Raw genomic sequence first — 14,290 nt, forward strand, 5'->3', positions numbered from 1 at the left:
CCCGGTCGACTTTCGCGCGCAGGCGGTGCACCAGCACATCCACGACGTTGGTCTGCGGTTCGAAGCTGAAATCCCAGATGTGCTCCAGGATCATGGCTTTGGTGACCGGCCGACCCGCATGGCGCAGCAGTAGTTCCAGCAGGGCGAATTCGCGCCCCTGCAAATCGATCCTGCGCGTCCCCCTCCAGACCTCACGCCGCAACAGATCCATGCTCAGATCCGCGAACGACAGGTTGGCCGGTTCAGCGGCATGGGTCGCGCGCCGGATCAGCGCCTGTACCCGCGCCAGCAGCTCCGAGAAGGCGAACGGCTTGGCGAGATAGTCGTCGCCACCGGCCTGCAGTCCGCTCACGCGGTGCTCCACGCTGGCTCTGGCGCTCAGAATCAGCACCGGGACCAGGTTGCGCTCCGCGCGCAGCCGCTGCAGAACGGCGAGACCGTCGAGTCGCGGCAGCATGATGTCGAGTATCGCGACGTCGTACCCGACGGAGCGCGCAAGCGCGAGCGCTTCCTCGCCATCGCCCGCATGGTCCACGGCGAAGCCGTTCTGCCTCAGGCCCTTGATGATGAAGGAGGCGATCTTGTCATCGTCTTCGACCACCAGCGCGCGCATCAGTCGGCCGCCGTGTGGCAAACGCCGGGCAACGCGCCAGCCTCGATGGCGGGCGGTATCCGGCACTCTCGCCACTCCCACTGCACAGTTTCCGGTCGCATCGCTTGGCGCCACCTCTTGCGGGTCATGACCGCGACGCAGCACCAGCGCCGAACGCGCCACCTGCTTGCGGCACGATGGCCATGCAGTACACTCGAAGCCCCATCGGCGTTCGATCAGGGTGAGGCCATGCACAGTCTTCGGCCGCTGCTGTTGATCTTCGCGGCTGGCGTCATCATACCGCGCTCGCTGCTCGCGGGGCCGGACCCGCAGCAGGAGGCTCTGTGGCGCAGCGTCAATGCCTTCTGGACCCACGAGGTGAGCACGCTGGGCGGCAAGCATTACCAGCCACCCAAGCTGCGGCTGTTCGCCACGCCCGTCGAACACGGCTGCGGTTCACAGGCGGCGCTGTCCGGCCCGTTCTATTGCCCCGCCGACGGCACCGTCTACCTCGATCAGCGGTACCTGCAACAGCTCCGCCGGCACGACAGGCCGGAAGCCACGCTGCTGCTGGGCCTGGTGATGGCGCACGAGCTCGGGCATCACCTGCAAAGCGTGCTGGGCATCACCGCCAACGTGGAACAGGCGCTGTCGAGCAGCAATGCCGATCTCTCGCGGCGCACTTACGCCACGTTCGAATTGCAGGCCGACTGCTACGCGGGGCTGTGGGCGCGCCAGGCCGCGGCGCAAGGCACCGTCCACATTCCCGCGGACCTCGCGCTGCCCCTGGGTGATCTGGCCGTGACCAGCCAGGCGTGGCAGTCGCAACTGTCCGCGGACGGGCAAATGCCGGATCCGCTGTCAACGGGCAGCGCGGCGCAACGCCTGAAGTGGTTCAGGCGCGGGCTCGACAGTGGCAAGTTCAGCGATTGCGATACTTTCGCGGCGGAAGCGGGGGGTACGCTCTGAGCGCTCCTCCACGAGCGCGCCATGGCTCCCTCATCGAACGTCACGGACGTCCGCGGGGAAAGGCCGTTCGTGCGAACTCGATGAAAGAACGCCGGAAGGCGGGCCAACCGTGTCCGCCCTGCGACTCGAAGCGGGTCACCCGGTAACCGCGGCGTTGCAGTTCCGCTCCCAGGGCACGCGAGGCTTCGATGGAGTTGTCGGCGACTCCGGCGCCGAGGAAGAACCTGACCCGGAGCGTGTTGTCGGGATTGTCAAGCGCGCCGGGATATCGTGCCTGCAGCAGGGCGAGTTCCGCATCGCTCGCGCCGCCACTGGCGAAGAACGCCGTCCCGATTCTTCCGAGACTGGGCCAGAGGAAGTCAGGCAGCATGGCGCGGCCCAGGCCGAGACCGCCCACCGCGATGTGATTGCGCCCTTTGAGGACGCGGAAGTGATGCTCCACGAAGGGAACCGTCTCCCCGAAGAAGCTCTTGCGAAGCATTGCCACGTCTTCGTCCGCCAGCGGGGCTCCGGAGCCGGGATCAAATGTCCACAGGTCCGGCATCACGACGATCATCTCGCTCGCCTGGCCGGCTGCGATCAGATTGTCCAGAATGAAATTGGCCCGACCGATTGAAATCCAGGCATCGTCATCATCGCCTCCGCCATGGAACAGGTAGAGGACGGGATATTTCCTGCTGCCTTCGGCATAGCCGGGAGGCAAATAGACATGCATGCGGCGCGCAGTGCCGAGAACGCGGGAGGAATAGTACAGCACGCGGATCTCACCATGCGGAACCGCGTTGGCCTCGAGCAAGGACTCCGGCGCGCCCGGCACTGTCAGCAGGCTTTGCTGTACGACGACGCCGGGCTTGGTGCGACCGTTGTGCGGATCCGGGAGCGGCACGCCATCGACCGTGAAGTAGTAACTGTAGAGGTCCGGCGGAAAGGGTCCTGCTGTCAGTGACCAGAGGCCTTCCGGTCCGCGCTCCATGCGGCCGTCCTGTGCCAGCGAGCCGGGGAAATCTCCCGTTACCTCGACGTCCTGGGCTCGTGGCGCATCGAGACGGAAGATGACGCGGCCATCGCTCAATACTTCGGGGGAGGCTGCGGCGTGCGCGGAGGCAAAAGCACGCAGCAACATGCACGCCGTCAGCGGCAGGCAGCGTGCAGTCATCAGCGCTTTTGGAAACGACATGTTGGATCGAGAACCCTACGAAGTTCCGGATATGTTGTGGTATTCATATTTCGGCACGGGAGATTGGATTGGGGTCGCTGGTGCGTGCGCATGCAGCGCGCCTCGATACCATCTCATGGCGGGCCCAAGATCCGATCCGGCCCGATCCGCATTCGGGTCCAGCCAGGAGAACGTCTTTGGGAGTAGTCGTCCGATCACGGCGCCTGTTGCAGCAGCTTTGCTGCGCAGGTGCGCTGCTCTGTGCCGCGACAGCGTGGAGCGCCGCGGAAGGTCCGTTGCGCGCCGGCGCCGCGCGCGTCGACATCACGCCGCGCGATCTGAAGGGCCTGTGGATGGTGTGGGCCAAACCATTCTCCGGCGTGCATGATCGCCTCTACGCCCGCGCCGTGGTGATCGACAACGGTATCGACACCGCTGCGCTCGTGAGCACCGACCTGGTCGAATTCGGAGATACCACCCTGCTGCGTCAGAGGATCCAGCGCGAGCTCGGCATTCCGGCAGACCACATCCTGATCTCGGCAACGCATGATCACAACGCGCCGCGGGCGGGTCCGATCCAGGCCGGCACCTCGTCCGCGGAAGGGCGTCCTTATTCGCCGCCCAGCTATATCCAGCTGGTGGACGATGCCATCGTCGAAGCGCTGAAGCAGGCCCAGGCGTCGCTGCAGCCGGCGCGCGTGGGCGTGGGGCGTGGCCGGGCGGATGTCAACATCCAGCGCTACGGCTTCGATGGCAAGGGCTGGAACGGCGCGGATCCGGACGGCGTGTCCGACAAGAGCGTCTGGGTCGTGAAGCTTGAAAGCCAGTCCGGCGATACGATCGCCCTGCTCATGAACTACGCGGTGCACTCCACGGTCGCCGGTGCTGACAACACGCTGATCACCGGCGATCTGGCGGGGGCTGCGGAGCGCTTTGTCGAACGTCACTACCGGGACAAGGCCGTGGCGCTATGGACCATGGGTCCGGCCGGCGACCAGAACCCGCGCTACGATCCGGCTGCCCAGGACATGCACAACAAGTTCGCCTCGATCAAGGACGCGAACGCGGCGGCCTTCGAGGCCATGGACGCGATGGGATTGATCGTGGGGTCGGAAGCCATCCTGACAGCCAACAGGATCAGCGATATGTCGGGCACAGCGCGCATCGAAGCAGGTGAAAGCGTCTTCTCGTGCAATACGACGCCGCCGCGTGCTCCGGTCCAGTCCAGCGGGCCGCCGCGATTCGCCGCCAACCCTGACTTCCATCAAACGATCGACTATCCCAAGGCGATGGAGTTCCATCTGGGCCTGGTACAGATCAATCAGATCGCCCTCGCGGGCGTTTCAGGCGAGATCTTCACTCGCATCTACCAGCATCTGCAGGCGGATTCGCCGCTCGCGAACACCATTCTCGTGACCATGTCGAATGGCCGGATCGGCTATGTCGGTGACGACGCGTCGTATGACGGGCCGTTCCGCAATGCGTCCGTGGTGCGCGGCTGCGCGGAGCAGGGTATCGTCAGCGGGCTCGTCGAGCTCATGAAGCAGCACGCCCAGTAGCGCGCAGACGGATAAGAAAAGGGTGGCGGGGCATTGATTCCGCGGCACGAGGCCGCCGCTTGACAGTACTCGACAGTCCGACGCGCTGCGACAGCAGGTTTCCAGTGCACAATCCGGCCCCTGTCCGCCCATCGGCCTGAACGGAGCTTCGAGACCCATGACCAGACAACACCGCTTGTTTGCAGGATCCCTTTTTGCGTTGAGCGCCACAGCCTGCGCGTCTGGTGCGCTGGCGGCCGCCTCGGGCACCGATCCTCTCAGGTTCGATCCCAGCAAGTACAGCACAGTGCATGTCACCGTCGATGGTGCGCCGCTGGAAGTGCGGCGCTATCAGGTGGTGTACGTCTCCAAGCCGGTTGCCGTCGACATCACGAAGGCACCCAGCATGGGACCGCCGCCCGGCGCTGGGCCGCCAGGCGGTGCCGGTCCGCAGGGTGCAGGCGGCCCGCCGGGCGGAGCCGCTCCTCAGGGTGCAGGGGGTCCTCCCGGCGGCCCCGGCGGCCCGTTCGTTCAGACGCCCGTCACGGATCCGCACGCCTACCAGAGCATGTACATCTACGTGCCCAGCACCGCATACAACGACACACGCACGGCCATCATCCTGCAGGTGGGCAACGCCGGTTGGGTCGCAAGTGCGGCGCAGGACCGCATCGTGGATGGCGGCCAGTTCTCTGGTAACAGTGACACGGACAACACCGGTGCGGCGCTGAAGGCTGGCTACGTGATCGTCAACGCGGGCACGCGCAGCCGCGGCATCAAGGGCACCGACGGCAGCTGGGTGGGCAAAGCCCCCGCTGTGGTGGTCGATGCCAAGGCTGCGATCCGTTATCTTCGTTACAACGACGCCGTCATGCCAGGATCGGCTGAACGCATCGTGATTACGGGAACCAGCGGTGGCGGGGGACTTTCGGTCGCTGTCGCGGCCAGCGGCAACAGTCCGGATTTCTATCCGTACCTGGCGGCCATCGGCGCGGCCGGCATCGACGCCAAGGGCAAGAGTACCGTGCGTGACGACATCTTCGGCACCATCGCCTACTGCCCCATCAACGACCTGGGGCATGCGGACACCGAATACGAGTGGCAATACGGCGCCGTGCGCAGCGCCGCCAATACCAATCGCGGCCAGTATCCCGCCGACATGCAGGCGGCCTCGAAGGCGCTGGCGGCGGCCTTCCCGGCGTATCTCGCCAGCCTGCACCTCAAGCGCGAAGACGGAACGCCGCTGACCGCGGACAATTTGCAGCAGGCCATCCTGGCGCAGGTGAAGAAGGGCACCGAGGCAGGCATTGCGCGCGGCGAAAAGATCCCGGCGCTGGGCCAAGACTTCGTGCTCAGCAATCGCGGCACCACGACCACGCAGCGCAATGAGTGGCTGACCGTCGAGAATGGCCAGGTCAGGAACATCGACTATACGAAGTACCTGCAGTTCGTGGCCAGTGCGACCGCGCTCAAGACCGCGCCGGCCTTCGATGCCGCCGCCAATACGGGCAACAAAGGCGTCAGCGGCGAGAGCACGCTGTTCGGACCGGCCACTGCCGAGTACTCCAATTTCGCGGAGTATTCCTGGAATCACAATGAGGTGCCGGGAGATGGTTCAGGTCCCGATGACACCCACCAGAGCTGGGCGGACTACACGGCCGGCGCCGGCAAGTCGTTGCTCGCGCAGGTGAAGATGGTCAGCCCGATTCCCTATCTGACCAGGGGCGCGGACAGTGCGCCGTACTGGTACGTCCGTCATGGCATGGTGGATCGCGACACCTCGTTCGCCACGCAGGTCACGCTGTACTACAGCATCTTGAACTCGCACCGGGTCAAGGACGTGAACTTCCAGCTCGCCTGGCTGCGCCCCCATTCGGGTGACTACGACGTGCGGGAGGCGTATGCGTGGCTCGCGGGCGTGCTCGCCAAGGCAAAGTAGCAGAATAGGGATGGACGTGGGACGGTAGCGTGGCCGAACCACGCCAAGCGCCCGTTCGGACGGCGACAGACGCCATGGATCATGTGCCTGCGCTGCGCCGTTACTTCTCCCGCCGCGTGTCGCCCGCGGACGTAGAGGACTTGGTCCAGGAAGTGCTGCTGCGCATGCAGGTGACGCGCGACCCGCCGGAAATCCAGCACCTTGATCGTTACCTGTTCCGCGTGGCCGGCAGCGTACTGACCGACCGGGTCCGGCGCGGAGCGGTCCGCCAGGAACGCCTGCACGATTCCCTGCAGGATTTTCACTATCCCGTTGAGGAGCGCACGCCGGAGCGCGTCATACTGGACCAGGAAGCACTGGAACAGGTGGTGGTGGCGATCGAGCGGCTGCCCACCCGGACCCGTGAAATTTTCGTGCTGCACCGTTTCGAGGAAATGACCTGCGCCAGCATTGCCGAGCAGCTGGGCCTGAGCGTGAGTGCCGTGGAAAAACACGTCATCACCGCACTGGCCACATTGCGCAAAAAGCTGAAGGAACCATGAGCGTCGATCCTGGCGACGAAGGCGAGCGACCATCGGCCGAGGATACTGCCGTGACCTGGTTTGCCCGTCATCGTGGCGGCGTGCTGTCCAATGCCGAGGCGGAGGCGTTTCGCGTCTGGCTTGCAGCATCTCCCGATCATGTCCAGGCGTGGAAGGGAGTGGAGGCCCTCTGGGGTCGACTCGACCTGGTGCGCGACGCGCCGCGCATCATGGCGTTGCGCGAGTCGGTGCGCGCGAGTGCCACATCCCACCGTCTGCGTCGCGGCGTGCTGCGCTGGGGCGCCGCGCTCGCTGCGGGCCTGGCGCTGGCGGTTTTTGCGTGGCAGGTGCCGGTTGCCGACACGCAGCGTGCGGAAGCATCCAGCGCCGCGCTGCTGCCCGCCGGACGCAATGCCCGCACGTTGCCACTGGTGCGGGATGTCTCGACCCGGATTGGCGAGCGTGCGCTGGTCGAGCTGGCGGACGGATCGGCCGTGACGCTGAATACCGATTCGGCCATCCACTCCGACTTCACCGGCGCGGAACGGCGTGTCACTCTGCTGCGTGGTGAGGCGTACTTCCAGGTCGCCAGGGACCATGTGCACCCTTTCATCGTGGCCGCGGGCGCGCGGCAGGTGATTGCGGTCGGCACGGCGTTCAACGTGCGCCTGCAACCGCAGCGCCTGCAGGTCGATCTGGTACAGGGCAGGGTGCGCATCGAACGCAGCGCGGGTGGCGCCGATCGCAATCCGATAGAACTGCAGGCGGGTTCTTCATTGTCGAGCGGGGCGGATGGCCGTGACCAGGTGATCCCGCTGGACATGGAACGTGCCATCAGTTGGCGCACCGGCAAACTGGTGTTCCAGGCCGATCGGCTCGCGGACGTCGCGGCGGAAATGAACCGTTATTCCACCAGGAAGATCATCCTGAGCGATGCCGCGCTCGCCGAGCGTCGCGTCAGCGGCGTTTTTGACGCCACGGGCAGCACCCAGATGGCGCGGACGCTCCAGGACTACGGCATAGCCCGGATCGTGCGTGCGAACGAATCCGAGATAGTACTGGCGGCGACCCGCTGACACGGTCCGCACCGCCGTGAGAGCTGGCCGACCCATCGCAGTCGTGGCGCTGCTGCTGCTTGCGGCAGGCGGAGCCGTGGCCGCGGATTCCGCGGCGGTGTCCGCGCCTGAGCTACCGGCGATGGCTTTCAGCATCCGGCCACAATTGCTGGGCATGGCGTTGAATCAGCTCGCGCTGCAGGCGCATCAACAGATCATCTTCCGCCCTGAGTGGGTGCAGGATCGGTATTCGCCGGAAATCAGTGGCATGCTGACGGTGGATGAGGCGCTGGCCAGGCTGCTGCAGGGGACCGGGCTGTCGGCCGCCCGCTCCTCGGTGGGTGTGATCACGATCGTGCGCAATGAACCTCCGGCGACGGGTCCTGTCCGCGTGGATCCACGGCAGAGCAGGGTCATCGCGGCGAATGGCCACGAGCCGGGTGCCGCGGTCGTTCTCGAGGAAGTGATCGTCACGGCGGCGCGCTTCAACCAGAAGCTGCAGAAGGTGTCGACCAGCGTGGCCGTGGTGTCCGGCCACGAGTTGCTGCAAGGTGCCGCCACCACTATCGCCGAAGCGACCCGCGATCTGTCGGGCGTCCAGACCACGGCGCAGCCTGGCGGATTCAGCATCAACATCCGTGGCCAGGGCGGTGACCTGCCGGCGGGAACCACGCAAGGCCCCGTCTCGCTGCAATTCGATGGGGTCTACAACATCAATTCGCAGGCCAGTACCGTTGGCCTGTTCGACGTCGATCGCATCGAGGTGCTGGCAGGTCCGCAGAGCACCCGTTATGGCCCCAACGCCGACGGCGGCGTGGTCAATGTCGTGACGCGGGATCCGGTGCCCGCCGAGTACAGCGGCTACGCAGCCTTGAACGTCGGTGACCATGATCGCGTCCGCAGTGAGCTCGCCGTCAACTTGCCGCTGGGTGACGCGCTGGCACTCAGGGTGGCGGCGGCGGCGATCCACCGCGGTTCCTATTTCACGCCGGCGCAGGGCAACGACGTCGGACAGTCGATCCGGATCAAACTGCTGTACCAGCCGGCAGAGGATTTCAGCCTCAAACTGCAGTACCAGCTGGATCATATTGGCGGCACGGGCAACGGGTCCAACGTTTTGCCCATATACACGACTCGGGTGACGCCGTATGTCGGCGACAGCATCAATGATTACAGTGATCCCTGGCGACAGGGAGGCGATCATCCCGTCAACGGCCTCGGCGCGGGCCAGGACTCCGCTTCATTGATCCAGCGCAACCTGCAGGCGCACGCGAGCTATCTCATGAGCCACAGTGTGGCGCTGGACGTGGTGGCTTCCTACCAGCGCCTGGGCGGAGCCGAAGACGTGTGCACCAACTTCCCGCCAAGCGGCCCAGGTTGGGGACCGTGGACCACAGGCGGCATGGGGAATTGCTTCACCATCCACGAATTCCATCCCTTCTTCCAATACTCCGGCGAAGCGCGACTGCATGGCACGCCGGGCCAGCCGGTGGTCTGGAACCTGGGCCTGTACCACTGGAATTACTACTGGGCTTCCTACTGGCCGTTCCAGGCAATCGCAGGGCCGGCGGGAGGAACCAGCAACTCCACCGCGACCAACGCCGTGTTTGGCGAGATGACGCGCCCGCTGACGCGGCGCCTGAGATGGGTCGGCGGAGCGCGCCAGAGCTTTGACCTGCGCCGGCAGAACTTCGGACCCGATGGCGGTCAACCGACGCCGACGGGTTCGCTCCGCGAGCGTCACTTCGACTATCGGGCTGGACTCGAGTTCGACCTGGCTCCGCGCTCGATGATGTACCTCACCGCGTCTTCCGGCTACCGTCCCGGCGGATTGAATCAGCTGTTGCCCGATGGCAGGGCCACCACCTTCGCCAACGAAGTCAACGACGCGTTGGAGTTGGGATCGAAGAATCTGCTGCTGGACAAGCGCCTGGAGATCAACGCGGCGGCGTTCTACTACCGACAGCGCGGCTACCAGGACCTGGACAAGTATTTCACTCCCGCCAACACGGTCGTGATCAATGGCCAGACCGTCGTTTGTGATGCCACCAACGTCGGTCTTTATTCGCAATGCCAGACGCCGACCTTCGGGCTCAGGGCCCACGCGCTGGGCCTCGAATCCCAGCTGCGTTTCAGGATGTCAGAACGGGATCAGCTGAAAGTCTCCGCCAGCTGGCTCAATGCGCGCTTTGATCGCCACCAGAGCGGGCCGTGCGCGGTTCTGGGAGCGCCCACTGCGCCCGGATGCTGGGATGGCTACAACCCGGAAGGAGGCGCCCAGGGCGCCAGTGTCGCCTTCTTCAACATTGCGGGCGCGGTGCAGCCGCACTCACCGAAGTTCGCCGGCACGTCCGCTTACGAACGCATGTTTCCACTGGCGTCCGGTGCCCGGCTCTCGCTGGGCGGCGATTTCGCCTACAGCACCGGTTACTACGTGAATCCGGTGGAGGATGCCTACGGCTGGCAGCCGGCCTACTGGCTGGTCAATCTGGCCGCTTCGTTCGCTTCGCCCACGGGCGCGTGGTCGGCGAACGCCTACGTCCACAACCTGGCCGACTACGCGGTCAAGACGTCGGTGCTTCCAGCCACCACGATTGGCGAGCCCAGGACCTATGGCGTTGTCATCAACCGCAAGTGGTAGGTGTGCCGGCATGGCACTGCGGATCTGCATGAGGAGCGGCAAGCAGAAAGTTATATCTCTGCCGCAGGTTTCAATTGTGGCTTTGCACCTTCATTCCGGCATATCCGGATCTCGTCCAACCGGTCAAGGTTCAAGTAGCTGGCATGATACGCATCGGAAGAGCCGGAATGGCCTGGCTGGGTCTCGCCGGTCTATGCCTGCGAGGAGTCTCGGCCGCGGAATTTCCCGATTGGGCGTATCCGGTGAATCCGCCGCTGGGCGTCTTCGACGCGCACCAGCCCAGGCACGCTCCCGGCAGCACGCGGCAGTTCACGCAGGCCCAGATCGAAGACGATTTCGCGCCGCCGGACTGGTTTCCGCAAGATCATCCGGTCATGCCCGAGGTGGTGGCGGTGGGCGTACGTCCGCTGGTCAAGGCCTGCTCGAAGTGCCATTTGCCCACGGGCGGCGGACACCCTGAGTCCTCCGATCTCGCTGGCCTGCCAGCGTCGTACATCATCAGCCAGATCGCGGATTTCAAGAGCGGCGCCCGCAAGGGCAATCGCAGCACCTCGATGCGTCCCATCGCGGGAGCGGTGAGCGGCAGCGACCTGCAGCTGGCGGCCGCCTACTACGCCAGCCTCAAGCCGCTGTATGGACGCACCCGCATCGTCGAAGCCGATCAGGTGCCGCGGACGAAGCTGGGCACCGGCGGCATGCGATTTGCGCTCAAGGACGGTTCCACGGAACCCATCGGTTCGCGCATCATCGTCGTGCCTGCGGACCCGGCCCTGGCGGAGATCCGCGACTGGCGGCCGGGATTCACCGCCTACGTGCCGCGCGGCAGTGTCGAGCGCGGCAAGCGGCTGGTGGCGACCGGCGGTCGCAGCGGCATTCCCTGCGCGACCTGCCATGGCGAACTTCTCGATGGCAAGGACAACGTGCCGCGATTGGCTGGTCGCGAGCCGTTGTACCTGTTCCGCCAGCTCAACGATTTCAAAGCCGGGACGCGCGCCGGTCCGCTCGCCCCGCTGATGCAACCCGTGGTGGCGGGACTTGAAATGGATGACATGATCGCGGTGGTCGCCTATCTCGCGACACGAGATCCCAAATGAAAATCGGTGTCTGGTTGCCAGTGGCGGCGCTGTTGCTGGCAGGAGTCGCTGCGCGTGCAGGGTCCGATGCCAGAGTCTTCATCGCAACCTACCTGGATGAACAGCCGTCACACGCGCCTGCCGCGGCGTCCATGATCGCTGCCTACGCACGGCAGTTGCGTGGCAAACAGGGAAGTCTCGAGGTCCGAGTGCTCCAGGAAGTGGGGCGCCCGGGTCGGTTCGTGCTGCTGGAATCCTGGGCGGATGCCGCTTCACGGCGCAACGGGGCGGGATTGGATGAAGCGGCGGGGCTTCCCGCCCGCCTCCGGACCGTGCAACGCAGTCCCCAGGACCAGCGAATCCACCACGTGTTCGACGCCGAGGCCAGTTCTTCCGCAACCCTTCCGGATGCCATCTACGTGGTGACTCACCTCGATGTCCCCGCGGCCCGCCGCGGCGAGGCCGAAGGGCTGTTGCAGGCATTCGTCGCCGGAACGCGCGCGCAGCGCGGCTGCGAGCGGTTCGACATCTACCAGCAGGACGAACCACGACAGAATCACTTCACGCTGCTGTCGGTCTGGACCCATCGCGCGACGTTCGACGCTTATGGCGGTTCGGCTGTCTGGCAGCAATTCATGGGTGACATCACGCCCCTGCTGGGCGCCCCTCTGGATGAACGCATCTACCACCGCGTCGCCGGCTAGCGGCTCAAGGAGCGGCGGGGGGCGCGACGATGGCGTCGTCAGGACCGAGTCCGTGGTTTCTGAGCGCATCGGCTACGAAACCGGAGGCCTTCATCGCTTCAATGAATTCCCGGACGTAAGCCGCCGCGGCCGGACGGCCGATCGGAACGCCAGCCGCCTGCGGGATGGTCATGAAGTGTCCGCCCAGCACCCGCGATCCCGCTACCCGCTGCGCGCCGGTGATCAGCGCGGTGCGCACGGCGGCGACGGCGTCGAGGTGCTGGGCGAGCATCAGGTCGATCGATTCGGGGGTCGTGGCCGCCCGGACCAGCTGCGCATGCCTGAGATGGCGGCTCAGGTACAGATCGTAGGCGCTCTTGGCCGTCACTGCGATGCGAACGCCGTCCTGGTCCACGGCATCCACGCTGTCGAGTTTCGATCCCGCCGGTACGAGATACGTGCCTTCGAGTTCGAGGTAGGGCGCCGTGAAGCTGATGTCCCCGGCGCGCGCTGGGTCGATGGCAAGATAGGCAATGTCCCACGCTCCCGTGGCGGCGCTGCCCGAGATCTGTCCCGCTGCCTCATAGGGTACGAGCACCACGCCAACACCCAGTCTTCGCGCCAGTTCGCGCGACAGATCCACGGCCACACCACTGAGTTCGCCCGTGGCCGGGTCGCGATGGGCCAGCAGCGGATTGTTGTAGTTGATCGCAGCGCGCAGCACGCCAGTGGGTGCCAGCTCCGCTTGCAGCGCTGCGGTCACGGGAGTGGCGGCGTTTGCCGCGCCTGACAGCAGCGCGAGAACGGCTGCGAACCTGAATCCGGGCATGGCGTTTCAACCTCGATGCAAGTGTGGGATGCGAGCATGAAAAACTGGTTCTCGGATCTGGACCGGCGCGAGCGCCACACGTTCTGGGCCTGCTCCACCGGGTGGGCCCTCGATGCCATGGACCTGCAGCTCTACGCGGTGGCCATGCCGGCGCTGGTGTCGTTGTGGGCGCTGTCGCCGGGGCAGGCGGGAACACTCGGGACCGCTGCACTGCTGTGCTCGTCGCTGGGAGGGTGGCTGGCAGGAATTCTCGCCGACCGGTTCGGTCGCACCACCGTGCTGAAAATCACCATTCTCTGGTTCGCCCTGTTCACCTTCCTGTCGGGCTTCACGCAGTCGTATGCACAGCTGTTGTTGACGCGCAGTCTGCAGGGCCTCGGGTTTGGCGGCGAATGGGCTGCGGGCGCCGTGCTCATGAGCGAGGTCATCGACAGGCGCGTGCGCGGTCGTGTCGTCGGCAGCGTGCAAAGCGGCTGGTCGGTGGGCTATGGCGTCGCGGTGCTGCTGTACACGCTGGTGTTCAGCCTGGCGCCTGCGGCGGTTGCCTGGCGCTATCTGTTCTTCCTGGGATTGATTCCGGCGCTGTTCGTGCTCTGGATCCGGCGCTACGTGACCGAACCCGAGCGATTTCCTGGCTCCTCCGATGCGAACCCCGCAGCGGCACAGCGGTGGTCCTTCCTGGACATCTTCCTTCCGCCACTGCGCCGCCACACGGTGCTCGCCTCGTTGCTGGCGGCCGGTGCGCTGGGCGGCAACTACGTCACCCTGACGTGGCTCGCGAGCTATCTCAAGAACGTGCGTCATCTGTCCGTGCTCGGCACGGGCGGCTATCTGGCCGTGAACATCGCGGGATCGTTCACGGGATATTTGACGAGCGCGCAACTGAGCGACCGGTTGGGTCGACGCCGCACGTTCATCTTCATGGCCTGCGCGGCGACCGTCACGGTGTGCAGCTACACGTTGTTGCCGCTGACGCGCGCCACCGTGCTGCTGGCCGGTTTCCCGCTGGGATTTTTCCAGTCCGGCATCGTCGCGGGCATGGGAGCGACGTTCGCTGAACTGTTTCCGAGGCGGGTGCGGGCCACCGGGCAGGGCTTCTCGTACAACACGGGCCGTGCGGCGGGTGCGTTCGTTCCCGCGTTGACCGGCTATGTGAGCGGGCGCCTTGGGCTGGGGCCCGCCATGGGCTTGTGCGCCACGGGCGCCTACCTGTTCGTGCTCGTGGCCGCGACGATGCTGCCCGAGACACGCGGCGCGGAGCTGGGCGACCAGGAGAGTCATTGACGCGGCGCCG

The 14,290-nt window shown here is 65.6% G+C and carries 12 protein-coding genes; 9 read left to right on the forward strand and 3 right to left on the reverse strand.

The features are described 5' to 3' along the window. Positions 1–613: response regulator transcription factor (locus tag VFG49_RS14175; protein ID WP_324861594.1), on the reverse strand; the 613-nt coding region annotated here is incomplete at its 3' end. A 228-nt stretch (positions 614–841) separates the two neighbouring features. On the opposite strand from VFG49_RS14175, the gene VFG49_RS14180 reads away from it, so the two are divergent. Further along, entirely contained in the window at positions 842–1,561 is a 720-nt protein-coding gene (locus tag VFG49_RS14180) for a neutral zinc metallopeptidase (RefSeq protein ID WP_324861596.1), read from the forward strand. 40 nt (positions 1,562–1,601) lie between these two features. On the opposite strand, the gene VFG49_RS14185 is transcribed toward VFG49_RS14180, so the two are convergent. Beyond that, positions 1,602–2,738, reverse strand: coding sequence for an alpha/beta hydrolase-fold protein (locus VFG49_RS14185; protein WP_324861598.1), 1,137 nt, complete (start codon positions 2,736–2,738; stop codon positions 1,602–1,604). A 275-nt stretch (positions 2,739–3,013) separates the two neighbouring features. Here VFG49_RS14185 and VFG49_RS14190 point away from each other — a divergent pair, with 275 nt between their 5' ends. The 7 genes from VFG49_RS14190 to VFG49_RS14220 all read left to right on the forward strand — a co-directional run bounded on the left by VFG49_RS14190 (position 3,014) and on the right by VFG49_RS14220 (position 12,188). Further along, a complete protein-coding gene (locus tag VFG49_RS14190; protein ID WP_324861600.1) occupies positions 3,014–4,276 on the forward strand; it encodes a neutral/alkaline non-lysosomal ceramidase N-terminal domain-containing protein in 1,263 nt (420 codons plus the stop codon). Between the two features lie 199 nt (positions 4,277–4,475). After that, positions 4,476–6,194 carry a subtype B tannase gene (locus tag VFG49_RS14195; protein WP_324861602.1) on the forward strand — a complete coding sequence of 573 codons (1,719 nt, stop codon included), beginning with the start codon at positions 4,476–4,478 and terminating at the stop codon, positions 6,192–6,194. Positions 6,195–6,268: 74 nt separating this feature from the next. After that, positions 6,269–6,736, forward strand: a complete 468-nt coding sequence (locus VFG49_RS14200; RefSeq protein WP_324861604.1) for an RNA polymerase sigma factor — start codon at positions 6,269–6,271, stop codon at positions 6,734–6,736. Beyond that, on the forward strand, positions 6,733–7,791 hold the full coding sequence (locus VFG49_RS14205; protein ID WP_324861606.1) for a FecR family protein: 1,059 nt from the start codon (positions 6,733–6,735) through the stop codon (positions 7,789–7,791). The genes VFG49_RS14200 and VFG49_RS14205 overlap by 4 nt, the downstream gene beginning before the upstream one ends. Before the next feature lie 76 nt (positions 7,792–7,867). Next, the gene (locus VFG49_RS14210) at positions 7,868–10,411 is read left to right on the forward strand and encodes a TonB-dependent receptor (protein ID WP_324861609.1); all 2,544 of its coding nucleotides are present in this window, start codon (positions 7,868–7,870) and stop codon (positions 10,409–10,411) included. Between the two features lie 167 nt (positions 10,412–10,578). Continuing rightward, on the forward strand, positions 10,579–11,505 hold the full coding sequence (locus tag VFG49_RS14215; protein WP_324861611.1) for a c-type cytochrome: 927 nt from the start codon (positions 10,579–10,581) through the stop codon (positions 11,503–11,505). Then, complete coding sequence (locus VFG49_RS14220) at positions 11,502–12,188, forward strand: putative quinol monooxygenase (RefSeq protein ID WP_324861613.1); 687 nt, start codon at positions 11,502–11,504, stop codon at positions 12,186–12,188. The genes VFG49_RS14215 and VFG49_RS14220 overlap by 4 nt, the downstream gene beginning before the upstream one ends. 4 nt (positions 12,189–12,192) lie before the next feature. On the opposite strand, the gene VFG49_RS14225 is transcribed toward VFG49_RS14220, so the two are convergent. Beyond that, positions 12,193–12,996, reverse strand: a complete 804-nt coding sequence (locus VFG49_RS14225) for a transporter substrate-binding domain-containing protein (protein ID WP_324861615.1) — start codon at positions 12,994–12,996, stop codon at positions 12,193–12,195. Between the two features lie 36 nt (positions 12,997–13,032). On the opposite strand from VFG49_RS14225, the gene VFG49_RS14230 reads away from it, so the two are divergent. Continuing rightward, positions 13,033–14,280: an MFS transporter gene (locus tag VFG49_RS14230; RefSeq protein ID WP_324861617.1), complete on the forward strand. Its 1,248-nt coding sequence runs from the start codon at positions 13,033–13,035 to the stop codon at positions 14,278–14,280. Positions 14,281–14,290: the final 10 nt, after the last annotated feature.

This window comes from Dyella sp. (assembly GCF_035685885.1).
Classification (GTDB): domain Bacteria; phylum Pseudomonadota; class Gammaproteobacteria; order Xanthomonadales; family Rhodanobacteraceae; genus Dyella.